Source organism: Microvirga sp. TS319, from assembly GCF_041276405.1.
GTDB lineage: Bacteria > Pseudomonadota > Alphaproteobacteria > Rhizobiales > Beijerinckiaceae > Microvirga.
Map to the genome: position 1 here is coordinate 1,431,208 of NZ_JBGGGT010000002.1, position 24,551 is coordinate 1,455,758.

A 24,551-nucleotide genomic window follows, 5' to 3' on the forward strand; every position below is an offset into this window, starting at 1 on the left:
GAGTGCATTGGATGGAGCCCAAAAGGGCAGGTCCACTTTTCGGCTAGCGCGGCCCGCTGGGTCCGCGCGATGCTCCCACTATAGCCCAGCATAGCCCAGCGCATCGTTTGCTGCGAAAAACCGGGTCCGGTTTTTCGCCCGAGGCGCTAGTGAGCCATGAGAACGGGGATGGTGGTATTGCTCAGAATATGGCTGGTCGCCCCTCCGAAGAACATCTGCCTCAGGCGGCTCTGGGTGTAGGCGCCCTTGACCAGAAGGTCGCAGCCGAGGGTGGCGCACTCGGACAGAATGGCCTCGCCCGGCTTGTCCGCCGGGTCGGGAACGGCGATGGCCTCGGCGGCGATATCGTGCATCCTCAGGGAGCGGGCGAGTTCGGATCCGGAAGGGCCGGGTACGCCCCAATCCTCCAACTCGAGGATGACGACGCGCCGCGCCTTTTTCAGAAGCGGCATGGCCCCGAGCACGGCGCGCGCCGTCTCGGTGCTGCGGTTCCAGGCAATGACGACGACGTCGCCGAAGGTCCGGGGTACGCCCGGCGGGGCGATCATGACCGGACGGCCGGTCTCGAACAGCGCAGCCTCGACCGTCGAAAGGCGCGTCTGGCCCTCGGAGCCGTCGGGCCTGCCGACCACGGTCGTGTCGAACACCCGGCCATAGGCGCCCAGGAACGCATCCTCCATCAACCCGTCCTGACGCCATCCGAAACTCAGGCCCGCCAGGCCCGCGGACGCGCGCGCGATCTGCTTGGTGGCCATGAAGCCTTCGAACCGCTCGCGGCAGGTGCGCGCGATGTCGATGCGGTTTTCCGGGGTCAGCGGCGAGGGAACGCCAATGGCGATGTCGACCGGCAGAACGACCGGGTAATCGGGGGTGATCGCCAGACCCTCGATATAGCTGTCAAAGGTTCGGCTGAGAAGGAGGGCCAACTCGAGTTGGCTCTCGACGAGGCCATGATCTTCGATCGGAACGAGAATGCTTTTCATGAGATTATTGTCGCGCGCCAAGCCCCGCTCGGCAAGGGCCTTCGACGAAGGTGGCATCCGGGCCAGCGCATCGTGCGAAAAAGTGGCTCCGGCTGTTCGCAAGAACGATGCGCTGTTCTAGAAGGGAGCATCGGGTTCAACCCCAAAAGGGTAAATCCACGTCCCGCGTCCGATGCTCTAGGCGATGGTGAAGTCGTCGGGGTTCCAGGATACCTTGGGATATTGCGGGTCCATCTCTTCGAGGGTCGCCTTGACGATGGAGGCGACGGCCGCGTTGCGGACCCATTTCCGGTCGGCCGGGATGACATACCACGGAGCATGCTGCGTGGAGCAGCGGTTCAGCATGGTCTCGTAGGCCTCCTGGTATTCGTCCCAGAAGGCCCGGTCCTCGAGATCGCCCGGGTTGAATTTCCAGTGCTTTTCCGGGTTGTCGAGACGCTCCTGGAGCCGGTCCTTCTGCTTGTCCTTCGAAATGTGCAGCATGAACTTGAGAATGGTCGTGCCGCTCTCCGTCAGCATTCTTTCGAAGGCGTTGATCTGGTCGTAGCGTTGCTCGACGGCTTCGTGCGGGGCGAGCTTCCTCACCTTCGCGATCAGGACGTCCTCGTAATGGGAGCGATTGAAAATGCCGATGGTGCCGCGCCTCGGACAGGCCGCGTGGACGCGCCACAGATAGTCGTGCGCGAGCTCCTGCGCCGTCGGAACCCCGAAGGCGGTGACGGAGACCCCCAAGGGGCCGGTTGCATTGAACACGGTGCGGATCGTGCCGTCCTTGCCGGAGGTGTCGGTGCCCTGAAGCACGACGAGGAGGGCGCGCGAGCCCTCCGCATAAAGCCTGTCCTGCAGGACGTTGATGTCCCGAGCCATGGCGTCCGTGGCGGTCTTCGTCTCTCGCTCGTCGTCGAACAGACTGGAATCGCGCGGGTCGCGATCCTTCAACCTGGCGCGCTCTCCCGGTTCGACCCGCAGTTTATCGATGATGGCACGCTCATGACCCGTCATACCCGACACTCCTGAAATCCCTCAGGACGATAGGGCACCCACCCGCGAAAGGAAGGTCCGGACGGGGCCGGGACCTTCTTTACGGGGGGCCATTCGCACCCTGGAGCCTCGAACGCGGGAAGTGGATTTGCCCTTTTGGGATTGATCCGATGCTTCCTTCTTGGAATGAGCGCATCGTTCCTGCAAAAAACCGGTTCCCACTTTTTCGCACGATGCGCTAGCAAGAGAGCTCCACGCTCACGAAAGGCGCCCCGCGATGTTGGTCCTCCATTACTATCCCGGCAATGCCAGCCTGCTGCCGCACATGATGCTGCGTGAGATCGGCGCGCCTTTCGAGATGCGTCTCGTCGACCGGGACAACAATGCCCAGAAGAGCCCGGAGTACCTGAAGCTCAATCCGAACGGCCGCATTCCCGTGCTGATCGACGGCGACCTCGTGTTGTTCGAGACTGTAGCGATCGCCCTGCATCTCATCGACCGGTTCCCCGAGGCCGGTCTCGCTCCGCAGGTGGGAAGCCGTGAGCGGGCGGAGTTCTACAAATGGGTGGTTCACCTGACGAACACCCCGCAGGCCGAATATCGCGCCTGGTTCTATCCGCATGAACATGTGACCGACGAGGCCGCCATACCGGCCGCGAAGAAGGCCGCCGAGCAGCGTCTCTACGGGATGTTCGACGTGATCTCCGAACAGCTCGGAAACCGGCAATGGCTCCTCGGAGATCGCTTCTCCGCGGCCGATCTCTTCCTGTTCATGCTGATCCGCTGGGGACGGGCCATGCCGCGACCGCCGCGGGCGCTTCCCAATCTGAACGCGTTGGCCGAGCGGGTGCTGTCGCGTCCTGCCGTTCAGGAGGCTCTCAAGGTCGAAGGAATTCAGGCGCCTTTCTTCTGAGAGGCGCGCTTCGAACGCCGTGCCTCGGGCAGAACCTGATCGATCGTCGCGATCCGGGCCCAGGGATCGTTCCGCAGGGCCGCGAGACGCTGGTTCAGGTTCTCGACCGTAAAGCCGTTCGGCTTGAGGTCCGGCGTCAGCTCTTCCCAGGCGACCGGTGTCGCCACGGGCGCACCGGGGCGCGAGCGGGTGGAGTAGGGGGCCACGGCGGATGCCTCACGGTTGTTGCGCAGGTAATCGATGAAGATCCTGCCCTCGCGCTCGGTCTTGATCGATGTGGTGGTGTAACGCTTCGGCTCGTCCCTCGTGATGGCTTCCGCCATGTCGCGGGTGAAGGCCAGCGCCTCCTTCCAGGACGCCTTCGGCGTCAACGGGACGACCACGTGAAGACCCTTGCCGCCTGTCGTCTTGACGAGGCTTTCGAGGCCGAGCGCCTGCAACCGTTCACGGATGGCGAGCGCCCCCTCGATCACCTGGCGCCACGCGATCCCCTCGCCGGGGTCGAGATCGAAGATCAGCCGGTCGGGACGCTCCAGATCCTCGAGCGTCGCATTCCAGACGTGCATCTCCAGGACGCCGGATTGGACGAGCGCAACGACCCCTTGAATGTCGCGGACGGTCAGCACCTCCAGCGTGCCGGAGGAATCGGGCGCTTCCGTCCTGCGAATGGCCGGATTCATGCCCGCCCAGGAATGTCGCTGGACGAAGCATTTCTTCTGAGCGCCGCCAGGGCAACGGATCAGGGTCAGGGGGCGGTTGACGAGATGCGGCAGGAGCCATTCGGCGATGCCCGCGTAGAACTCGGCCAATTCCTGCTTGGTCAGCCGCTGATCTTCCCACAGGACCCGTTCGGGATGGGTGAGGGGAATGCCCGCGACCTCGACGCTGTCCGATTTGGAGGTCTTGGCAGGGGAAGGACGCTTCGTACGGGATGCGGGCTTATCCGCCGAGGACGCCGCCGACTTCTTCGATGCCGCTTTCTTGACCTTGGCGCCTCCAGCCACCCGGCCGGGCGCAATCTCGTCGAGGGAGCGGCCCGATTTCACGGACAGAGGCTCTTCCTCGAGAATGTCCGGATCGCGATCCGCGCGGGCATAGGCATCCTCGGCCTTGATCAGCAGCCAGGATTCCTGGCGTTCGCGAGGGCGCTTCGCCATGCGGACCAGATGCCACGTGCCGTGCAGCTTCTCGCCGTCGAGGCGGAAGGTGAGGCGGCCCTTGTCATAACCCTCGTGAGGGTCACCCTCGGGCTCCCAGGTGCCCCGGTCCCAGACCAGGACCGCCCCGCCGCCATATTGTCCTTCGGGGATCGTGCCCTCGAAATCCGCATAGGCGAGGGGATGGTCCTCCACGTGGACCGCAAGGCGCTTCTCGCCCTTGACGAGGCTCGGTCCCTTGGCGACGGCCCAGCTCTTGAGCACGCCGTCGAGCTCCAGGCGGAAATCGTAGTGCAGGCGCGAGGCGTCATGCTTCTGAATTACGAAGGAGAAGCCTTTGCGCCGTGCCGTCGTGCCCTCCGGCTCGGAGGTTTTGGTGAAGTCGCGCTTGGCGCGATAGGATGCGAGCTTTGCCATGGCGCGGAGTCAAGTCCGCCCCCTGGATTTCGGTTCCAGCATCAGGAGGCCAGCGGGCGGTCTCCGGCCCCGGAGGTCTCGCGTTCGCCCAGGAAGGCGGCGGCGATCAGGTCCCGGGTATAGGCCTCGTACGGGTGTTCGAAGATCGCCTCGGCGCTGCCGCGCTCCACCACCTTGCCGGTCTTCATGACCATGATCTCGTCCGACAGCGCCCTGACGACCGCGAGGTCGTGGCTGATGAACACGTAAGCCAGGCCATGCGCCTTCTGAAGGCCGCGCAGCAGGTCCACGATCTCCTTCTGCACGGACCGGTCGAGGGCCGAGGTGGGCTCGTCGAGCACCACGAGCTTCGGATGCAGGATCATCGCGCGGGCGATGGCGATCCTTTGGCGCTGGCCGCCCGAGAATTCATGCGGGAAGCGGTTTCGCCAGGCCGGATCGAGCTGCACCTCCTCGAAGGCCTGCGCCGCCCGGCGGTCGCGCTCCTTGCGGGAGATGCTCGGTTCATGAACGAGCAGGCCCTCGGTGACGATCTCGCCCGCCGTCATGCGCGGGGACAGGGAGCCGAAGGGGTCCTGGAACACGAGCTGGAGATGGCGGCGCAGCGGGCGCATGCCCGAGCGGTCGATCGGCATGAGGTTGCGGTCCTCGAACCGCACCATTCCGGAGGCGGGGAGGAGCCTCAGGATCGCGCGCCCGAGGGTGGATTTGCCCGAGCCCGATTCCCCCACGACGCCCACCGTTTCGCCGGCCCGTACGGTGAGACTGACGTCATCGACGGCGCGCAGGATATGGGTCGCCTTGCCGAAGAGGTTCTTCTCGAGAGCGAACGCCACCTTGATGTTCCTGGCGTCCAGGATCACCGGCGCGCCGGACGGCGCCGGCTCTTTGCGGCCGCGCGGCTCGGCGTCGATCAGCATCTGCGTATAGGGATGCTGGGGCGCGGCGAAAATCTCCGCCGTGTTCCCGCTCTCCACCACCTCGCCGCGTTTCATGACATAGGTGCGGTCCGCGAAGCGGCGCACGATGCCGAGGTCGTGGGTGATGAACACGATGGACATTCCCAGGCGCTTCTGCAGGTCGCGCAGCAATTCGAGGATCTGCGCCTGAACGGTCACGTCGAGGGCCGTGGTCGGTTCGTCCGCGATCAGCACGTCCGGGTTGTTGGCGAGCGCCATGGCGATCATCACGCGCTGCCGCTGGCCGCCGGACATCTCGTGCGGATACGCATCGATGCGGCGGGCGGGATCGGGAATGCGCACCAGTTCAAGAAGTTCGATGGCGCGCTTGCGCGCCTCCGCCTTGCTCATCCTCCCATGGGCTATCAAAGGCAGCGCGAGCTGATCGCCGATCCGGTAGAGCGGATCGAGCGAGGTCATGGGCTCCTGGAAGATCATGGTGAGCTTCGAGCCGCGAAAGGCGTTGAGCTTCTCGGGTGGGAGGCCGATCAGTTCCTGGCCGCGATACTTCACCGAGCCTTCGGCCCAGCCGTTCGATGCGAGAAGGCCCATGACGGACATCATGGTCTGGCTCTTGCCCGAGCCCGACTCGCCCACGATGGCGACGGTCGCGCCCGGCGGAATATCGAGGTCGATTCCCTTGACGGCATGAAGGATGCCGTCCCCCGTGCGGAAGCGGACGTTAAGGTCGCGGACGGAAAGAACGGGTTCGGCCATGTCACCGATCCTTCGGGTCGAGCGCGTCGCGCAGGCCGTCACCGATGAAGTTGAGACAGAAGAGGGTCGCGACGAGCGTAATGGAGGGATAGATCAGCATCCAGGTGGCGCCCTGAATGTTCTTGGCGCCTTCGGAAATCAGCACGCCGAGGCTGGTGTTGGGTTCCTGCACGCCGAGTCCCAGGAAGGAGAGGAAGCTCTCCAGCAGGATCACCCTCGGCACGAGCAGCGTCATGTAAACCACGACCGGGCCCAGAGTGTTCGGGATGACGTGGCGCCGGATGATGCCTTTCGACTCCACGCCGAGCGCTTCCGCAGCCTGCACGTATTCCTGGCGCTTGATCGAGAGTGTCTGGCCGCGCACGATCCGGGCCATGTCGAGCCACTCCACCGCGCCGACCGCGATGAACATCAGGATGAAATTGCGGCCGAAGAACACGACCAGCATGATCACGAAAAAGATGAACGGCAGCGAGTAGAGAATGTCGACGACGCGCATCATCACGAGGTCCACGCGCCCGCCGAGATAGCCGGAGGTCGCGCCGTAGACCACGCCGATGAGGATGGCCACGAAGGTGGCAAGCAGGCCGATGGCCAGCGAGATCTGGCCCGCCTTCATGGTCCGGGTCAGCAGATCGCGCCCGTTCGTGTCGGTGCCGAAGAAGAAGTACAGCTGCTTCACCGGCACGTCCACGACGAGCCTGCGGCCTTCATCCTGACGATCGACGACCCTCGCGGCCCCGAAGAAATCGGAGCGCTCGAAATAGGCGAGCAGCCGCTCGTCGATGGGGCGCGCGCTCGTGCTCACCAGGGTGAGATGCACGACGCCGTCGTCGATGCCGATGTTCTCCGCCTTGGCCCGGACCCGAGAGCCGATGCGCTCGATCTGGGGCTCGATCTGGTCCGCCTTGGGATAGGCCTCCATGCTCGCGGGCACCTTCACGTAATCCGGGTAGACCCGGTCGAAGGGATGCCCCGTGAAGAACGGACCGAAAATGCACGTAAGGGCGATCAGACCCAGGACGATGATGCTGGTGAGGGCGGCCCGGTTTCGGACGAGACGTCCCCGCGCCTCGGCCCAGAGGGAGCGGCCCGCGACGACCGGCCCGGTCATGGTTTCGACAGGAAGAATAGCGCCTTCGGCCATGAGGACCTCAATCGTAACGGATGCGCGGATCGATCAGCGCGTAGAGGATATCGACCACGAGGTTGAAGAGCAGGACGAAGACGGCGACCACCACCACGGTGCCCATGACGAGCGTGTAGTCGCGGTTGAGGGCGCCTTCGACGAAGTAGCGGCCGATCCCGGGAAGGCCGAAGATCGTCTCGACGACCACCGAACCGGTGAGCAGGGCGGCGGCCGCAGGGCCGAGATAGGACACGACCGGAAGTGCCGCGCCCCGAAGGGCGTGGGCGACGACGGTTCGCGTCGGCAGGCCCAGGGATCGCAGCGTTCTAATATGGTTCGAGCGCAGGTTCTCGATCATGGCGGCGCGGGTCATGCGCGCCACGACGGCGATCTGGGGCAGCGCCAGAACGATGACCGGCATGATGAGATGGCGCGGGTCTCCGTTGCCCCAACCGGCAACCGGCAACATCGCGAGAGCGAGGCCGAAGACGAGCTGCAGGATCGGGGCGACCACGAAGTTCGGGATGGTCAGGCCGAGCGCGCCCATGCCGGTGACGATGTAATCGATGGTGCTGTTCTGGCGCAGGGCCGCAATCGTTCCGAGCGTCCCGCCGACGAGGATGGCAAGCATCAGGGCGAGGGCTCCGAGGGTCATGGAAACCGGCAGCCCGCGCGCGAAGAGCTCGGCGACCGAGAAGTCGCGCAGTATGAAGGAGGGGCCGAAATCGCCGTGCATCAAGGCACTGAGATAGAGCCAGTACTGCTCGATCAGCGGCTTGTCGAGCTGGTAGATCCGGTTGAGGTTCTCCATGACCTTCGCTTCGAGCGGGCGCTCGAGATCGAACGGACCGCCGGGAGCGAGCCGGATCAGGAAGAACGAGATCGTGACGATGATGAACAGCGTCGGTATGGCCGAAAGGAACCGGCGGATGATGAAGGAGAGCACGGCAAGGCTCCTCCCGTGAAACGCGATAACGGATCAAAGAACAGGGCGGCCTCATAATCGGGCCGCCCTGTTCCGGACAATAATTTTATTGCGTCTTCGAGAGGAAGCGTGACGGATAGACGCCGCGCGTGTTCTGGACGAACCCTTGGATCTTCGGCGAGATCAGGTTTGTCTTGCCGTAGTACATGATCGGGATCCAGGGCATGTCCTTCATGAGGATCGCCTCGGCCTGCTTCATGAGGTCCGCGCGCTTCTTCAGGTCCAGTTCCTTGGCCGCGTCGTCGAGCAGCTTGTCGAATTGCGGGTTCTTGTACTTGCCGTAGTTGAAGCCCGTGTTGTCGCTCTTGAGCAGGAACAGGAAGTTGTTCGGATCCGAGTAGTCGGCGATCCAGCCGTAGCGGGCGACGTCGAAATCGCCCCCATCGCGCAGATGAGCGAAGTGGGTCTTGCCGTCGGTGTTGATGAAGGACGTCTCGATATCGGCGGCCTTCCACTGCTCGGCGACGGCGATCACCGAGTTGCGGTTGTTGTCCGTCGTGTTGTAGCGGACCTCGACCTTCAGCGGCTTGCCGGGACCGAAGCCGGCCTCCTTGAGGAGCTCCTTGGCCTTGTCCTCGCGGTCGATCGGCGACATGTCCTTGTAGTCCACATAGGCCGGCTCGCCGTAATTGCCGACGCCTGGCGGGATGAACGAATAGCCGGGCTGCATGGTCTGACCCCAGATCTGCTCGGCGATGAACTCGCGGTCGACCAGCATCGAGAGAGCCTGGCGCACGCGCACGTCGCTGAACGGCGCCTTGGAGGAGTTCACGACCAGGAACCAGGTGCCGAGATAGGGACCGAGCTTGACCTGATCCTTGAAGCGTTCCTTCAGCGACTTGATCTGATCGGCCGGAAGCTCATCCATGGAGTCGAGCTCGCCTGCCTCGTAGCGGCGCACGGCAGCGGCCAGATCCGGATGCGGGATGAAGTTGACCGTATCGATCTGGACGTTCTTGGCGTCCCAGTAATTCTCGTTCTTCACGAGCTTGATGTGGGAGTTCGGCGCGAACTCGGCGAGCTTATAGGCGCCGTTCGTCACCATATTGCCGGGCTTCACGAAATCCTTGCCGAACTTCTCGACGGAGGCCTTGTGGACGGGCAGGCTGGTCTGGTGGGTGAGCAGCTCGATGAAGTAGGGGGTCGCCGCCTCGAGGGTAATCTCGACTGTCTTAGGATCGACGGCCTTCACACCCAGTTCCTCGGGCTTGGCCTGGCCTTTGTTGATCTTCTCGGCATTCTTGATCGGGTAAAGGATGTTCGAGTACTTCGCGCCCGTGGCCGGATCCATGATGCGGCGATAGGAATAGACGAAGTCCTCGGCTGTCACCGGATCGCCGTTCGACCACTTGATGCCGTCGCGGAGCGTGAAGCGATAGGTCAGGCCGTCATCCGAAACCTCCCACTTCGCGGCCTGACCCGGAACGGCCTCGCCCTTGGCGTTGTAGGTCACGAGGCCTTCGAGCATGTCGCGCAGGATGTGGGCTTCCTGGACCGTCGAGGTCTTGTGGGTGTCGAGCGTTTCCGGCTCGCCCAGGTTCCCGCGGTTGTAGACCACCTCGGCAGAGGCGGCGCTCATGGCGCCCATGAGAGCCGCCGTAGCGACGGCTGCCAGTGCCGTACGTTTGATCCATGATGACATCGGACGCGTTCCCTTTCTGTTTATATCTTAAGGCTTTAGAATGTCTCGGTCAGAGCCGATACGGCGGTAACCTTGTCCTATTAGTTGAACAATCGGCGGTTCGTGTCCAGTCCCGCTCGCATCCCGTTACGGAACCATAGGTTGTCGAAGAGCCCGGCGTGCCGGGAGCTTTCAAGCCCCTGCGTCGAACACGAGGCCCGCGGCTTCGATCCCGCCCGCTGCGGCGATCTCGTCATTGTCGGAGGTGTCGCCGGACACGCCGACGGCTCCGAGGATCTGGCCCTGGGAATCCTTGATCAGCACGCCGCCCGGAACCGGTACGAGCTGCCCGCCCACTGCGTGTGTGGCGGCGGCCACGAAATAGGGGCGATCGGTCGCCATCTTGTGGAGAGCCCGCGAGCCGACGCCGAGGGACAGCGCGCCATAGGCCTTGCCCATGGCGATCTCGGCGCGCTTGAGGCTCGTGCCGTCCTCGGAAAGGAGCGCTTTCAGGGCGCCGCGCGCATCGTAAACGACGACCGAGAGCGGCTTGAACGACTTGTCCCGGGCGGTCTTCAGGGTCGCTTCGGCGATGGTCTGGGCAGTCTTCAGGCTGAGATCGGACATGAGGTCCTCCATTGGGGTGTTTATCGGTGGGTTGTTTTCGGGACTGGGATTCGCGGTTTCAGCGCGCGACGGCCTCGCGGTTCGCCAGCCAGGTCGCAACGGCCTTGCGCTCGTCCGGAGTCATCTCGGTGATGTTGTTGGGCGGCATGGCGTGGGTCAGCACGGCCTGGATCCGGATGATCTCCGCATGGCGGGCGATCTCCTCGGGCGTGTCGAGCCGCACGCCCTTGGGCGCGATGGCGATGCCGTCCCAGACCGGCTCGGCCGCATGGCACATGGAGCAGCGGGACTGGATGGCGAGGGTCGCTTCCTCGAAGGCGGCGGCAGGTTCCACGGCGGTTGCGGCGTCCGCCCTATCGTCGTTGCCGGGCTTTCCGATGATCGACAGCCAGATCGCGAGCGCCAAGGCGGCGGCGGCGACCCCCCAGGTCCACCAAGGCGAGCCCTTGCCGGCGTGCTGCGAATTGAAGAAATGCCTGATGATCGCGCCGGCGATCAGGACGAGGCCGATGATGCCGACCGCGTAGCGGGACGACCACGCCAGCGGGTAGTGGTTCGAGAGCATCAGGAAGATGACGGGCAGGGTCAAATAGTTGTTGTGCGTCGAGCGCAGCTTGGCTTCCTTGCCGAGCTTCGGATCGGGCGAGCCGCCCGCCAGCAGGGTCGCCACCACCTTCTTCTGGTTCGGAATAATGACGAAGAACACGCTCGCCGACATCCAGGTGGCGATCATCGCGCCCGTATGAAGGAAGGCGGCGCGCCCGTTGAAGACCTGCGTGAACGCGAACGCGGCGAGAAGAATATAGGCGAAGAGAACGGCGCCGAGCACGAGCCCGTTCTTGCCGAGGGGCGAGCGGCAGAGGCCTTCATAGACGAACCAGCTCACCACGATGCCGCCTATTCCGAGGGTGGCAGCCTGCCACGGGGCGAGGGCCCGCACGGACGGATCGATCGTATAGAGGTCGGCGTGGAGATAGTAGACCCAGACGATGAGGAAGAAGCCGCTGATCCAGGTGGAATAGCTCTCCCATTTGAACCAGGTGAGCTCCTTCGGCAGCTCCGGGGGCGCGACGAGGTATTTGCGCATGTTGTAGAAGCCGCCGCCATGGACCTGCCAGGCCTCGCCTCCGACGCCTTCCGGCAGCCCCTCCCGCTTCTTCAGGCTCAGATCGAGATGAATGAAATAGAAGGAGGACCCGATCCAGGCGATCGCCGTGATCACATGGGTCCAACGCAGGATCTGGCTGATCCATTCGGAGATTTGCGGGTCGATCATGCAGCCACTTCGATCATGAAGGAAACCTTAGCCTAGCGCATCGTGCGAAAAAGTGGACCCGGTTTTTCCTAAGAACGATGCGCTCATCTAAGGAGTGAGCATCGGATTCAATCCCAAAAGTGCAAATCCACTTTTGGGGCCGATGCTCCACGGCGATGCCCCTCATTGCGGAAGGCCTTCCCGGACGCTTTTTCAACAGGAAGCCCTCCCGGCAAAACCTGGACTTTCGGATGAGTTGAGCGTCGAATGCTTGACCTCGGGGGCCGGACCCCGAAAAGATTCCCGCCTTTCCCTCAAGCCTTCGGAGGTTCCATGGGCCGTCTGTCCACGCATGTTCTGGATACTGCCTCCGGCACGCCCGCCCGGGGGGTCGCCATCGAGCTCTTTACGGTCCAGGGCGAGAGCCGTCGCTCCATCCTGCGCACCGTCACCAACGCGGATGGGCGCACGGACGCTCCGCTGATGAGCGGCGAGGCGTTTCGTCCCGGCACTTACGAACTGGTCTTTGCCGTCGGCGAATACTTCAGGACGCGTGGGACCCCCGCCGCCGAGCCGCCGTTCCTGAACTACGTTCCCATCCGCTTCACCATCGCGGAAGCCGATGGCCATTACCACGTGCCGCTCCTCGTCTCGCCCTGGAGCTATTCCACCTATCGCGGAAGCTGACCCCCATGCCTGACACCATCTATCCCCGCGACCTCGTCGGTTACGGCCGCACCCCGCCCCATCCGCGCTGGCCGGACAATGCGCGGATCTGCGTTCAGTTCGTGATCAACTACGAGGAGGGCGGCGAGAACAACATCCTGCACGGCGACCGCGCCTCGGAGGCCTTCCTGTCCGAGATCGTGGGCGCGCAGCCCTGGCTCGGCCAGCGCCACATGAGCATGGAGTCGATCTACGAATACGGCTCCCGCGCCGGCTTCTGGCGCCTGTGGCGGATGTTCACCGCGCGCAAGATGCCCGTCACCGTCTACGGCGTCGCGACCGCGCTCATGCGCAATCCGGACGCGGTGGCGGCCATGAAGGAGGCGGATTGGGAAATCGCCAGCCACGGCCTGAAATGGATCGACTACCGCGACTTCTCGGCGGAAGAGGAGCGGGCGCATATGAGGGAGGCGATCCGCATCCATACCCAGGTGACCGGAGAGCGCCCGCGGGGCTGGTACACGGGACGCACCTCGGAGCACACCAACCGTCTCGTCGCGGAAGAGGGCGGGTTCCTCTACAGCGCCGATTCCTATGCCGACGAGCTGCCCTACTGGGAGCCGCACGACGATCGCGTCCAGCTCGTCGTGCCCTATACGCTCGACGCCAACGACATGCGCTTTGCCACGCCCCAGGGCTTCAATGCGGGCGACCAGTTCTTCGCCTATCTCAAGGATTCGTTCGACACGCTCTATGCGGAGGGCGAGAGCGCGCCGAAAATGCTCTCGGTCGGGCTGCATTGTCGGCTCGCGGGTCGTCCGGGGCGGGCGGCGGCGCTGGCCCGTTTCCTCGATTATGTGGCCTCGCATGAGGATGTGTGGGTCGCCCGGCGGATCGACATCGCCCGGCTGTGGACCCGCTATCACCGTCCGGCGGATCTGCGGCCGAGCACGATGAGCAGGGCCGTCTTCGTCGAACTGTTCGGCGACGTGTTCGAGCATTCATCCTGGATCGCGGAGCGCGCCTACGAATCAGGCTTCACGGCGGCGCAGGACACGGCGGAGGGCCTCCATGCCGCCCTGGTGCATGTCCTGTCGGAAGCGACGCGCGACCAGAAGGGGGCTCTCATCCGGGCGCATCCCGATCTGGCGGGACGTCTGAAACTCGCCGATCTGACGGCGGATTCGCGCCACGAGCAATCTTCCGCCGGGCTCGACAGCCTGATGCCGGCGGAGCGCGAGCGCTTCATCGCGTTGAACGACGCCTACAAGGAGAAGTTCGGCTTCCCGTTCATCATGGCGGTGAAGGGGCGGACGAAGGACGAGATCCTGGCGGCCTTCGAGGAACGGCTGCAACACGACCCGGAGCAGGAGTTCGAGACCGCCATCGTCCAGATCGAGCTGATCGCCCTCCTGCGCCTCAAGGAGCGGTTGCCGTCCCTGGCGGACGTGTTCTCGAACCTGGCCTGAAACGGGAACTCTCCCCCTCGATCGCGCGTCTTCGTCTCACCTTGGCCGGACACAGGGAGCCGGTTCGAGAGGAGGAGGATATGGGTCTTTTCAAATTCATCAAGGAAGCTGGCGCCAAGCTCTTCGGCGGCAGCGCCGCTGCGGCAACGCCCGAGACGTTGGAAAAGGAAGTCCAGGGGCACGGCTTCGACGCGAGCAAGCTCGGGATCCAGGTCGATGGCGATAAGGTCAAGCTCTCCGGTCACGCGATGAGCCAGGAAGAAGCGGAGAAAATCATTCTATCCCTTGGCAATACCTATGGGGTCGCCGAGGTGGACACGAGCGATCTTCAGATCCAGCAGCCCTCCGCGCCCGCGACCATGTATACGGTCCAGAAGGGCGACACGCTCTGGGAGATTGCAGAAAAGCATTACGGCAAAGGCAAAGGCGCAAAGTATACGGAGATCGTCAAGGCGAATTCTCCGCCGGTCAAGGATCCGGACATGATCCAGCCCGGCTGGGTTCTGCGGATTCCGCCTCTCGCGTGAGCTGTTCCATCGTGCAGATGGGAGGCTCCGCATCTGCACGATGCGCTCGCCGAAAAGGGCATCGAGGCATCCTCTTTCGAGCCCTCGTTCCACCCGAGCGATTGTCATCCTTCCTCCAAAACCGATATGAAGAAGGTCTTGGACGAGGGAGTGTTTTTATGAGCGTATCCATGCCACGGATCGTCGATCTCGATCGCGACGACATCAGGAAGGGGCTTCAGGACGGGTCGATCCTGCTCGTCGATGTGCGCGAAGCCCATGAATACGCGGCGGGGCATATCCCCGGAGCGATCCTGCACCCGCTCTCGTCCTTCGATCCCGCCTCTCTTCCAAAGGATAAGCGGATCGTCTTTTCCTGTGCGGCCGGGGTCCGGTCGGCCCGTGCGCTCGAATACGCGCAGGCTGCCGGACTCGACATTCACGAGCATTACAAGGGCGGCTTCAAGGATTGGGCGGCCGCAGGAGAGCCGGTCGAGTAAGCGTCCTTCACAGAGATTTGTATGGGACGAGACTACTCTGTCGCAGGATTTAATGCACTACTCTGTTTCGCTGGGCCGCTTTCGAGATTGGCGGCTCTCGAAGAATCAAAGGGAAGAACCTCTATGAAGCGTACCGTTTTCGTCGCCAGCCTTCTGGCGCTGGGTGTGACTGCGGCCATTGCCCAGAGCGACGTGGTCAAGGAACGTCAGGATTTGATGAAGCAGATGGGCGCGCAGACGCGGCCGATCGGCGGCATGCTGCGCGGTCAGGAGCCGTTCGACCTCGCCAAGGTGCAGGACAGCCTCAAGATCATTGCGACCAGCGCCGAAAAGGTCGCCCCGCTTTTCCCCGAGAACTCGAAGAACGTCGACAAGACCGAGGCCCTCCCGTCCGTCTGGGAGAACAAGGCCAAGTTCGATTCCATCCGTTCCAAGCTCCACCAGGACGCGCAGACGGCTCTTGCCACGATCAAGGACGAGGCCTCCTTCAAGTCCGAGATGCCGAAGGTTCTCCAGAATTGCGGCGCCTGCCACAACGATTTCCGCAAGAAGAGCTGATACGGCCTGGATGATCGCACGGGCAGCCTTGTCGAGAGGCTGCCCGCTTCATGACGGGAAGAGCGATGCGTAAAGCAATTCTGGGTTTGGGCATTCTCGTGCTTTGCGGCGCATTGGGTTTCCTGGCGCTGACGTCGCCATCGGCCTACCGCATGCTGCGCGCACAGGCGTCACCCGCTCCGACTGATCACAAGCCCAATCCGGACAATGGCCGCGTCATGTTCTTCGCGGGAGGCTGCACCTCCTGCCACGCGACCCCCAACCAGGACGACAAGCTCCGGCTCGGCGGCGGTTTTGCCCTGAAGTCCCCGTTCGGGACCTTTCACGTTCCGAATATCTCACCGCACAAGCAGGATGGGATCGGATCCTGGAGCACGGCGGATTTCATCCGCGCCATGCACGAGGGCACCTCGCCGGAAGGTCACAACTATTACCCTGCTTTTCCCTACACGTCCTACCAGCGCATGCGCCTGGAGGACCTCGCTGACCTTTTCGCCTTCCTGCAGACCCTTCCCGCCGTGGACGGGAAGGCGCCGCCCCACGATCTGCCCTTTCCCTACAGCATCCGCCGCGGTGTCGGCCTCTGGAAGCTCGCTTTCCTCGACGGGAAGCCGTTCACGCCCAATCCCTCGAAATCGGAAAGCTGGAACCGGGGAGCCTATCTGGTGAATGGGCCGGGCCATTGCGCGGAATGCCACAGCGAGCGCAATTTCGCAGGGGCTATCATCGAGGAGAGGCGCTTCGCCGGCGGGCCCGATCCGGAGGGGGGCAGAGGCTCCGTCCCCAACATCACTCCGAGCCCGAGCGGGATCGGCGGCTGGACCGAAGATGAACTCGTCACGCTGCTCACGACGGGCGAGACGCCGAATTTCGACACGGTCGGCGGACCGATGGGATCCGTCGTGCACAATACCGCGCAACTGCCGGAGTCCGACCGCCGTGCGATCGCGGAATATCTTCTCTCGTTGCCGCCCAAGCAGGGCTACGCCGCGCCGAAATCGTGAGGCGAGGCGAGAGCCTCAATCCATCACGGCAGCCTTGAGGATGCAGACCATGGTGGCGCGGCCCGGCGCGGTGCCGACGCAGCGCACGGAATGGGGGCGGTCGCAGCGGTAGCGCAGGGATTCGCCTGCCTTGGCCTGCTGGGTCACGCCCCCGACCTCGACCTCGAACTCGCCTTCGAGCACGGACAGGCACTCCACGGAGCCGCGCTGATGGCTGTCGGAATCGAGCACGCCGCCGGGTTCGGACTGCACGTCGTACCACTGGAGCCACTCGATGGTCTTGATCCAGCCGATGATGGCGAGCCTCATCTTGCCGTCGTCGGAGACGAGGATGGGGGTATCGGCCTTGGAGGATTTCTCGATGAACGGCTCCTCATCGGCCGAGGCCAGAACGCGTTCGATGGACACGTCGAGGGCCTGGCTCAGGCGCCAGATGGTGGCGAGCGTCGGATTGGTCTCGTTCCGCTCGATCTGGCTGATGATGGATTTGGCCACGCCGGATTGTTCGGCGAGTTCCGAAAGGGAAAGATTGTAGGCCTTGCGCAGGCGCTGGATCGTCTTGCCCATGTTGCCGGACAGGACCTGTGCGCCCGTTTCCAGGTCTCGCTGCCGCTCTTTGCCTTCGACGCCCATACCCTGCCTCTGTTCTGAAAAACCGAACGCCCGTTCCTTTAAACGGTTGTGAGGGAAGAGACAGGGCGGGTCAAGACCATAGCGCATCGTGCGAAAAAGTGGACCCGGTTTTTCGCAAGAGCGATGCGCTTTTTCCAAGGACGGAGCATCGTGCGAAAAAGTGGACCCGGTTTTTCGCCGGTCAGGCTCCGGGCCGCTGCGACGCCACCTTGAGCTCCTGGGTTCGCTCGAGGCCGAGCTGGCGCTCGCGCCAGACGATGAAGAGGCCCGTGGCGGACACGATGGAAGCGCCGACGATGATGGTCGGGGTGGGCAGGTCCGCGAACATAAACCAGCCGAGCAGAAGCGCCCAGATCATCGACGTATATTCGAACGGCGCGATCACGGAGGCATCCGCGTAGCGGTAGCTTTCGGTGAGGAGGATCTGCCCGATGCCGCCCAAAATGCCCGCCAGGATGAAAAATCCGAGGTCGGATGCGTCGGGCATGTTCCATCCGAGGACGATGGTGCAGAAGGAGAGGCCGGCGGCCAGGATGAAGAAATAGAACACGATGGCGCCCGTCTTCTCGGTCCCGGTCAGCCGCCGCACCTGGATCATGGCGCCCGCGGAGAGGACCGCGGCCACAAGGGCGCATGCGGCGCCGAGAGCCGGACCGGCCATCATTCCGCCTGAGAATGTTTGCGGCGTCAGATAGGGCAAGAGCATGATCATCACGCCGACGAAGCCTAAGGCCACGGCCGTCCAGCGATAGGCGCGGACCCTCTCCTTGAGGAGAAGGGCGGCCAGAATCACGAGAATCAGCGGCGAGGCATAGCCGATGGCGATGGCTTCGTGGAGGGGAAGATAGGACAGGGCGGCGAAGCTCAGGGCCATGCTGACCGTGCCGAGAAAGCCGCGCTTGAAATGGCCCAGCACGTTCTGCGTCCGCAGGCCGCCGATCAGGTCCCCGCGCCAGGCCAGCCAGGCCAGGAGCGGCAGGATCGCGAAGGCAGAGCGGAAAAACACCACCTCACCGGTCGGATAACGGTCTGTCAGAGTCTTGAGAGTGGCCGACATCATCGTGAAGATGAGGGCGGACAGGACTTTGAGGGAGATCCCCAGGAGAGGTTTCACGTCGACGAGCCATTGAGCGAACGAGATGCACAAGAACCACGGCTGAACCGTAACGGGAAGCCCTTATCCGGAGGGGGCGCCTAGCGTCTCGTGCATGGCAGGCCGGCACGTCGTCACAAATCCGCAACCGGACCGTCACAGGAGCGAGATGCGAATCCCGTTTGGCTTATCGGAGATCATGCCGAGAAAGGGCGTCGCATGCCGAGGGACCTGGATACGATCCGCGTTCGCACGCTGTTCCTGTCGGATCTCCATCTGGGCACGAAAGGGTGCCAGGCGGAGGCGCTGCTGGATTTCCTCAGATCCTATGACGCCGAGACGATCTATCTCGTCGGCGACATCGTCGACGGTTGGCGGCTGAAGTCGGGCTGGTACTGGCCGCAGAGCCATAACGACGTGGTGCAGAAGCTGCTTCGCAAGGCGCGCAAGGGCTCGGCCCTCGTCTACGTGCCCGGAAACCACGATGAGTTCCTCCGCGATTATGTGGGCATCAACCTCGGCGGGATCGAGCTGGCCGACCACGCGATCCACGAGACGGCGAACGGAAAGCGCTATCTCGTGATTCATGGAGACCAGTTCGATCTGGTCGTCCGGCATGCCCGCTGGCTCGCGCTCCTCGGAGATGGGGCCTATACGGCGGCCCTGTTCGTCAACACCTACCTCAACATCGCGCGGCGCAAGCTCGGGCTCACCTATTGGTCCCTGTCGGCCTGGGCGAAGCTCAAGGTGAAGAATGCGGTGAACTTCATCAGTCGGTTCGAGGAGCTTCTGGCGGCGGAAGCACGGAGACAGGAGGTCGACGGCGTCATCTGCGGCCATATTCATCACCCCGCCATGCACGAGAAGTTCGGCATCGCCTACGTGAATACGGGCGATTGGGTCGAATCGTGCACCGTCGTGGTCGAGCACTGGGACGGGACGCTCGAACTGATCCGATGGAGCGACACGCAAAGGCGCAGCCTGCCGGCCCCTGAGCTTGCCGTGACGGTCGAGAAGCCCCGGGCCCTCGATGGAAGGGCCGCCTGATGCGTGTGCTCGTCGTCACCGATGCGTGGAGGCCGCAGATCAACGGCGTCGTGCGCTCGCTCGAACACATGGCGGAGCAGGGGCCGTCCTTCGGCATGGAGGTTTCGTTCCTGACGCCGGACCGCTTCCGCTCGGTCCCGATGCCGACCTATCCTGAAATCCGCCTGTCCCTGACCACTCCGGGACAGGCCGGGCGCATCATTGCCGAAACCGCTCCCGATCACGTGCATATCGCGACGGAGGGGCCGCTCGGCTGGTCCGCCCGCCACGCCTGCCGGCGGCAGCGCCGTTGTTTCACGACAAGCTATCACACGCGCTTTCCCGAGTATCTCGCTGCTCGCATGCCGGTGCCGGAGGCATGGTCCTACGGCGTCCTGCGCCGGTTCCATCGGGACGCGAAAGCCGTGATGGTCAGCACGCCGTCGATCGAGCGCGAGCTGACCGCCCGCGGTTTCGGCAACATCGTGCGCTGGACGAGAGGGGTCGACACCGCGCTGTTTCGCCCGCGTCACGAACGGATCCTCGATGCTCCCGGCCCGGTCTTCCTCTATGTGGGCCGCGTCGCGGTCGAGAAGAATCTGGCGGCGTTCCTGTCCCTCGACCTGCCGGGCAGCAAGGTCGTGGTCGGCGATGGGCCCGCCCGTCAGGAGCTGGAGCGGCAATACGAACGGGTTCGCTTCCTCGGCGCCCTCGCGGGCGAGGAGCTGGCCCGGATCTATGCCTCTGCGGACGTCTTCGTATTTCCGAGCCTCACGGATACGTTCGGGATCGTTCTGCTCGAGGCGCTGGCCTCCGGTGTTCCCATCGCGGCTTTTCCGGTGCCGGGTCCATTGGATGTCGTCGGATCGTCGGGGTGCGGGATCCTCGACGAGGATCTCCGCAAGGCCGCTCTCGCGGCCCTGGAGATCCCGAAAAGCCGGTGTCGGGCCTATGGCGAGACCTTTACCTGGAGAGAAAGCGCGCGACAGTTCTTCTCCCATATCGAGGCTGCTCACGCGGCCACCTGAAAAATCGGGGCGCTCGTCAACAAATCCGTTCGCATCGGCTCTTGCATCGGCGCTTGGATGCCGTAACGACATGTCCCAAAAGAACATTCCTCGTCGCTCCCGCTGATTCCCGCCTCGCCGCTCCCGCTGATTCCCGAAAGCCTCCTCCTTGACCTTTCCGACCAGAGCCTTCGAAATCCGCCTGGGTGCCTTGCAGGCGGCAAGTTTCGTGAGCCACGGCGTCTATCTGCCGTTCTTTCCCCTCTGGCTTCAGAGCAAGGCATTGTCGCCCACGCTCATCGGCCTCGTGGTCGCCATTCCGATCGTGGTGCGCATCATCGCGACGGCGCCCCTGCTCAGCCTCGCCGACCGGTCCTTCGGGGCGCGGCGCCTGCTGATCGCCAGCCATATGGGTCAGATGGCATGTTTCCCTCTGCTGCTGCTGGCCGACAACAGCCTGACGATCATCGCGCTCGTGGCGCTCGTCGCCTTTGCCCAGGCGGCGATCCTTCCCGGCAACGATCTCGTGTCCACGAACGCGGTCCAGCGCCATCCCGGCCTTCATTACGGGCGCATCCGGGGCATCGGCTCGGCTGCGTATTTCATCACCAATATCCTGGCCGGTTATCTCGTGGGCGCCTTCGGACCCACGATGGTGATCCTGGCGCTCACGTTCATCCCGGTCCTCGGCATCACGGCCACCATGGCGGCCGTTCCGGACGAGGTTCCCGACCACCCCTCCCGAAATCCGGGCAAGGGAACGAAAGCGGATCTTGCGCTGCCGGGCGTCCTCTGCCTCCTCCTGGTCGCAGGCGCGGTCACGCAGGGCAGCCACGGCGCCCTCAACGCCTTTGCCAGCATCTATTGGCGCTCGCTCGGCTTTTCGGATTCCGTCATCGGCTATTTCTGGGCCGTGGGCGTGATCGCGGAGATCCTCGTGTTCGTCTTCCTCGGCCGTGCGGTGGGGCGCAGTTCCGGCGTCTGGCTGATCCTTCTCGGGTCGGCCGCCACAATCCTCCGCTTCTCGGTGATGTCCCTCCAGCCGGGGCTTGCCGTAAGCCTCCTCCTGCAGGTCATGCACAGCCTGACCTATGCCGCCACTCATATCGGCACCATGGCGGCCCTGACCGCCCTTGCGCCGATGCGGGCGCGGGGACGGGCCCAGGGCATCTACGGGTCTCTCGCCGCCCTGACGACGGCGATCTCCACCATCGGCAGCGGCATGATCTACGAGCAGGCCGGGTCCCTGGTCTTCGCCGCGATGGCTCCCTTGGGAGCCGCCGGCTTCGTTCTCATGCTGATCGTGATCCGCATGCTGAAGGCTCAGCCCCAGAGGGCGGGCTCCGGCGGGTAGACGAGGCTGCCCTCGTATCTCAGGCCGGGTTCCCGGTCCCTGGCGAGGAGCAGGGGGCCGTCCAGGTCCACGAAGCGGCAGCGGGGCGCGATCACCAGGGCCGGGGCCATGGCGAGGGACGTTCCGACCATGCAGCCGATCATGAGGGAGAAGCCGAGGCCCTCGGCCGCATCGGCCAGAGCCAGCGCCTCCGTGAGGCCGCCGGTCTTGTCGAGCTTGATGTTCACCACGTCGTAGAGCCCGACGAGACGCTGCAGGCCCTGTCGGTCGTGGACGCTCTCGTCGGCCATGATGGGGACAGGCCGCTCGATCCTGGCCAGGAACCCGTCGGCCTTGGCCGGGAGGGGTTGTTCCACCAGGGCGTAGCCTTCCTCCGCGCAGGCGGCGAGATGCGCCTGGATATTCGCCTCGGTCCAGCCTTCGTTCGCATCGGCGATGAGCGTCGCATCGGGGGCGGCCCGACGCACGGCGCGAATCCGCGCGATGTCGCCGTCCGGGCCGCCGAACTTCACCTTCAGGATCGGACGCTCCGCGGCCTTGGCGGTCGCTTCCGCCATCTCTTCAGGCGACCCGAGGCTGATCGTATAGGCGGTGGTCACGGGCTGCCACCGGGCCAGGCCCGCGGCGACATGGGCGCGGATGCCGGAGCGCTTCGCGTCCAGGTCCCAGAGCGCGCAATCCACCGCATTGCGGGCGGCGCCGGGGGGCATAGCCGACTGAAGCGCCTCGCGGGTCAGCCCGGCCTCGATCTGCGGGCGCAGCTCCTCGATGGCGGTGGCCACGCCTTCGACCGTTTCGCCGTAGCGCGGGTAGGGCACGCATTCCCCATGCCCAACGGCGCCGTCCTCGGCAATGGTGGCGGTCACCACCACGGCCTCCGTGCGCGAGCCGCGCGAGATGGTGAATTTGCCCGCGATGGGGAACCGGTCGACGGAAACGGTAAGCTGACGCATTCTCTCGGCTTCTCTTTGGAAGTTCATCTCGACTTCTGCCGCAGCTACACGCTATCACCAAGCGGAATCAATGCCGGAAGGATCACAGTGGCGCAGAGCACCCTGGCTCAAGAGCCGCAGCTGAATATCGAGCGCACCGGAAACAAGGTCACGGCCCTGCTGGCCGGCCCCTGGACCGCCGAGCACGCGCGGGCGGTCGAATCGCTCGCGGGCGAGATCGCGGCCCAGGCCGACCGGCATCATCTCATCATCGACCTTGCCGGGGTCCAACGGCTCGACACCCTGGGAGCCTGGGTTCTCGACCGCACCCGTCACGAGCTCGGCGGGAAGGGGCTGGCGTCGGATTTCGTGAACGCCACCCAGGAACAGGAGATTCTCCTCAACGAGGTTGCCTACAGGGGCTTCCAGGAGCGGCCCAGGCCCCGGCGCTCGCGCCTCGTCGATTTCCTCGCCGATGTGGGCCGTACCGTCGCCGAGGCCGGAGACGATCTGGTGCGCGGCGTCGCGTTCCTGGGCGAGCTCGTCGGGGCCTTGATCCGGGTCGTCACGCACCCCCGGCGGTTCCGGGGCGCGGCAGTCGTGAACCAGTTGGAGCAGATCGCCTATCGCGGCGTGCCCATCATCGTGCTGATTTCATTCCTGGTGGGAGCAATCGTCGCCCAGCAGGGCATCTTTCAGCTGGTCAAGTTCGGCGCCACGCCCTTCGTGGTGGATCTCATCGGCATCCTGGTGCTGCGCGAATTGGGCGTCCTGCTGACCTCGATCATGGTGGCGGGCCGCTCCGGTTCCGCCTTCACGGCCGAGATCGGTTCCATGAAGATGCGCGAGGAGATCGATGCCTTGCGGGTCATGGGGCTCGATCCCATCGAGGTGCTGATCCTGCCCCGCATCCTCGCCCTGATCATCGGCCTGCCTCTGCTGGCCTTCCTGTCATCCATCGCGGCGCTTCTCGGCGGCGGCATCACGGCCTGGGTCTATGGCGACATCAGCCCGGACGTGTTCCTGACCCGCCTGAAGGCGGCAGTCGCCTTCAATACCTTCATGGTCGGCCTCATCAAGGCCCCGTTCATGGCCATGATCATCGGCATCATCGCCACTCTCGAGGGCCTGGCGGTGGCGGGCTCCGCGGAATCCCTCGGCCGGCACGTGACCTCCTCGGTCGTGAAGGCGATCTTCATGGTCATCGTGCTCGACGGCCTCTTCGCCATGTTCTTCGCCGCCATCCGGTACTGAAACGATGCTCGAACGGCACAATTCCGCGCACCCTGTGAAACGTGAAGTGATCATCCGCGTGCGCGGCGTCGAGGTGGGCTTCGGCGAGAGGACCGTTCTCAAGGACCTCGATCTCGACGTTTATCGCGGGGAGATCCTCGGCTTCGTCGGCGCCTCGGGCCAGGGCAAGTCGGTGCTGACCCGCGCCATCCTGGGGCTCATTCCCAAGCGCGCGGGCACCATCGAGGTTCTGGGCCGGAATCTCGACGAGCTGTCCCCGGCCGAACGCCGCGTCATGGAGCGGCACTGGGGCGTGCTGTTCCAGCAGGGCGCGCTGTTCTCGGCACTCACCGTGAAGCAGAACGTCCAGGTCCCGATGCGCGAGCATCTCGACCTCTCCGAGCGCCTCCTCGACGAACTCGCCATGCTGAAGATCGAGATGGTGGGCCTCAGCCCGGATGCAGCGGACAAGCTGCCTTCGGAACTGTCCGGCGGCATGATCAAGCGCGCGGCGCTCGCCCGGGCGCTCGCGCTCGACCCTGATATCGTCTTCCTCGACGAGCCCACATCCGGTCTGGACCCCATCGGCGCAGGCGACTTCGACGAACTGATCGCGACGTTACAGCGGACTTTAGGGTTAACCGTATTCATGGTAACGCACGATCTCGACAGCCTTTACACGGTCTGCGACCGGATCGCGGCGCTGGGTGAGGGAAAAATACTGGCGGAGGGCCCCATCGAGGCGATGCTGGCATCGGATCACCCATGGCTCCGCTCCTATTTTCACGGAAAACGGGCACGCGCGGCAGCAGCCGGCGGCGCGTAA

General features: G+C 64.2%; 24 protein-coding genes. 12 read left to right on the forward strand and 12 right to left on the reverse strand.

Translation table 11 applies throughout. The features are described from left to right. Positions 1 to 146: 146 nt before the first annotated feature. Positions 147 to 1,040 carry a universal stress protein gene (locus AB8841_RS16205; protein WP_370436859.1) on the reverse strand — a complete coding sequence of 298 codons (894 nt, stop codon included), beginning with the start codon at positions 1,038 to 1,040 and terminating at the stop codon, positions 147 to 149. Positions 1,041 to 1,160: 120 nt separating this feature from the next. Then, on the reverse strand, positions 1,161 to 1,985 hold the full coding sequence (locus AB8841_RS16210; RefSeq protein WP_370436860.1) for a polyphosphate kinase 2 family protein: 825 nt from the start codon (positions 1,983 to 1,985) through the stop codon (positions 1,161 to 1,163). A 256-nt stretch (positions 1,986 to 2,241) separates the two neighbouring features. Here AB8841_RS16210 and AB8841_RS16215 point away from each other — a divergent pair, with 256 nt between their 5' ends. After that, positions 2,242 to 2,877: a glutathione S-transferase family protein gene (locus AB8841_RS16215; RefSeq protein ID WP_370436861.1), complete on the forward strand. Its 636-nt coding sequence runs from the start codon at positions 2,242 to 2,244 to the stop codon at positions 2,875 to 2,877. Here AB8841_RS16215 and ligD read toward each other — a convergent pair. The 7 genes from ligD to AB8841_RS16250 form a co-directional block, all read right to left on the reverse strand. Continuing rightward, complete coding sequence (gene ligD / locus AB8841_RS16220) at positions 2,859 to 4,451, reverse strand: non-homologous end-joining DNA ligase (RefSeq protein ID WP_370436862.1); 1,593 nt, start codon at positions 4,449 to 4,451, stop codon at positions 2,859 to 2,861. The two genes, AB8841_RS16215 and ligD, sit on opposite strands and share 19 nt — an antisense overlap. A 41-nt stretch (positions 4,452 to 4,492) precedes the next feature. After that, complete coding sequence (locus AB8841_RS16225; RefSeq protein WP_370436863.1) at positions 4,493 to 6,127, reverse strand: ABC transporter ATP-binding protein; 1,635 nt, start codon at positions 6,125 to 6,127, stop codon at positions 4,493 to 4,495. A gap of 1 nt (position 6,128) precedes the next feature. Next, positions 6,129 to 7,274 (reverse strand): ABC transporter permease subunit, encoded by a 1,146-nt coding sequence (locus AB8841_RS16230; protein WP_370436864.1) that lies wholly within the window; start codon positions 7,272 to 7,274, stop codon positions 6,129 to 6,131. A 7-nt stretch (positions 7,275 to 7,281) separates the two neighbouring features. Continuing rightward, entirely contained in the window at positions 7,282 to 8,202 is a 921-nt protein-coding gene (oppB, locus tag AB8841_RS16235) for an oligopeptide ABC transporter permease OppB (protein WP_370436865.1), read from the reverse strand. 85 nt (positions 8,203 to 8,287) lie between these two features. After that, positions 8,288 to 9,883 (reverse strand): peptide ABC transporter substrate-binding protein, encoded by a 1,596-nt coding sequence (locus AB8841_RS16240; protein ID WP_370436866.1) that lies wholly within the window; start codon positions 9,881 to 9,883, stop codon positions 8,288 to 8,290. 171 nt (positions 9,884 to 10,054) lie between these two features. Further along, positions 10,055 to 10,489 carry a heme-binding protein gene (locus tag AB8841_RS16245; RefSeq protein ID WP_370436867.1) on the reverse strand — a complete coding sequence of 145 codons (435 nt, stop codon included), beginning with the start codon at positions 10,487 to 10,489 and terminating at the stop codon, positions 10,055 to 10,057. 58 nt (positions 10,490 to 10,547) lie between these two features. Continuing rightward, the gene (locus AB8841_RS16250) at positions 10,548 to 11,765 is read right to left on the reverse strand and encodes a urate hydroxylase PuuD (protein ID WP_370436868.1); all 1,218 of its coding nucleotides are present in this window, start codon (positions 11,763 to 11,765) and stop codon (positions 10,548 to 10,550) included. Between the two features lie 312 nt (positions 11,766 to 12,077). Between AB8841_RS16250 and uraH the strand changes: the two genes are divergently transcribed. The 6 genes from uraH to AB8841_RS16280 all read left to right on the forward strand — a co-directional run bounded on the left by uraH (position 12,078) and on the right by AB8841_RS16280 (position 16,447). Next, positions 12,078 to 12,431 carry a hydroxyisourate hydrolase gene (gene uraH, locus AB8841_RS16255; RefSeq protein WP_370436869.1) on the forward strand — a complete coding sequence of 118 codons (354 nt, stop codon included), beginning with the start codon at positions 12,078 to 12,080 and terminating at the stop codon, positions 12,429 to 12,431. A 5-nt stretch (positions 12,432 to 12,436) separates the two neighbouring features. Next, positions 12,437 to 13,879: an allantoinase PuuE gene (gene puuE, locus AB8841_RS16260; RefSeq protein WP_370436870.1), complete on the forward strand. Its 1,443-nt coding sequence runs from the start codon at positions 12,437 to 12,439 to the stop codon at positions 13,877 to 13,879. An 80-nt stretch (positions 13,880 to 13,959) separates the two neighbouring features. Next, positions 13,960 to 14,406: a peptidoglycan-binding protein LysM gene (gene lysM / locus AB8841_RS16265; protein ID WP_370436871.1), complete on the forward strand. Its 447-nt coding sequence runs from the start codon at positions 13,960 to 13,962 to the stop codon at positions 14,404 to 14,406. Positions 14,407 to 14,564: 158 nt separating this feature from the next. Beyond that, the gene (locus AB8841_RS16270; RefSeq protein ID WP_370436872.1) at positions 14,565 to 14,885 is read left to right on the forward strand and encodes a rhodanese-like domain-containing protein; all 321 of its coding nucleotides are present in this window, start codon (positions 14,565 to 14,567) and stop codon (positions 14,883 to 14,885) included. 123 nt (positions 14,886 to 15,008) lie between these two features. Beyond that, positions 15,009 to 15,443 (forward strand): cytochrome c, encoded by a 435-nt coding sequence (locus tag AB8841_RS16275; protein WP_370436873.1) that lies wholly within the window; start codon positions 15,009 to 15,011, stop codon positions 15,441 to 15,443. Positions 15,444 to 15,508: 65 nt separating this feature from the next. After that, a complete protein-coding gene (locus AB8841_RS16280) occupies positions 15,509 to 16,447 on the forward strand; it encodes a cytochrome c (protein WP_370436874.1) in 939 nt (312 codons plus the stop codon). Positions 16,448 to 16,462: 15 nt separating this feature from the next. Here the strand turns inward: AB8841_RS16280 and AB8841_RS16285 are convergent, their stop codons facing one another. Together AB8841_RS16285 and AB8841_RS16290 are read right to left on the reverse strand one after the other, a co-directional pair. Next, positions 16,463 to 17,080: a helix-turn-helix domain-containing protein gene (locus AB8841_RS16285; RefSeq protein ID WP_370436875.1), complete on the reverse strand. Its 618-nt coding sequence runs from the start codon at positions 17,078 to 17,080 to the stop codon at positions 16,463 to 16,465. A gap of 181 nt (positions 17,081 to 17,261) precedes the next feature. Beyond that, on the reverse strand, positions 17,262 to 18,194 hold the full coding sequence (locus tag AB8841_RS16290) for a DMT family transporter (RefSeq protein WP_370436876.1): 933 nt from the start codon (positions 18,192 to 18,194) through the stop codon (positions 17,262 to 17,264). Positions 18,195 to 18,392: 198 nt separating this feature from the next. Between AB8841_RS16290 and AB8841_RS16295 the strand changes: the two genes are divergently transcribed. The 3 genes from AB8841_RS16295 to AB8841_RS16305 all read left to right on the forward strand — a co-directional run bounded on the left by AB8841_RS16295 (position 18,393) and on the right by AB8841_RS16305 (position 21,560). Continuing rightward, positions 18,393 to 19,220, forward strand: coding sequence for a UDP-2,3-diacylglucosamine diphosphatase (locus AB8841_RS16295; RefSeq protein ID WP_370436877.1), 828 nt, complete (start codon positions 18,393 to 18,395; stop codon positions 19,218 to 19,220). After that, a complete protein-coding gene (locus AB8841_RS16300) occupies positions 19,220 to 20,227 on the forward strand; it encodes a glycosyltransferase family 4 protein (RefSeq protein WP_370436878.1) in 1,008 nt (335 codons plus the stop codon). The genes AB8841_RS16295 and AB8841_RS16300 overlap by 1 nt, the downstream gene beginning before the upstream one ends. Positions 20,228 to 20,375: 148 nt before the next feature. Beyond that, positions 20,376 to 21,560 carry an MFS transporter gene (locus tag AB8841_RS16305; RefSeq protein ID WP_370436879.1) on the forward strand — a complete coding sequence of 395 codons (1,185 nt, stop codon included), beginning with the start codon at positions 20,376 to 20,378 and terminating at the stop codon, positions 21,558 to 21,560. On the opposite strand, the gene dgcA is transcribed toward AB8841_RS16305, so the two are convergent. Next, complete coding sequence (gene dgcA, locus AB8841_RS16310; RefSeq protein ID WP_370436880.1) at positions 21,530 to 22,513, reverse strand: N-acetyl-D-Glu racemase DgcA; 984 nt, start codon at positions 22,511 to 22,513, stop codon at positions 21,530 to 21,532. The two genes, AB8841_RS16305 and dgcA, sit on opposite strands and share 31 nt — an antisense overlap. A 120-nt stretch (positions 22,514 to 22,633) precedes the next feature. Between dgcA and AB8841_RS16315 the strand changes: the two genes are divergently transcribed. After that, a complete protein-coding gene (locus tag AB8841_RS16315) occupies positions 22,634 to 23,746 on the forward strand; it encodes an ABC transporter permease (protein ID WP_370439282.1) in 1,113 nt (370 codons plus the stop codon). 4 nt (positions 23,747 to 23,750) lie between these two features. Next, on the forward strand, positions 23,751 to 24,551 hold the full coding sequence (locus tag AB8841_RS16320; RefSeq protein ID WP_370436881.1) for an ABC transporter ATP-binding protein: 801 nt from the start codon (positions 23,751 to 23,753) through the stop codon (positions 24,549 to 24,551).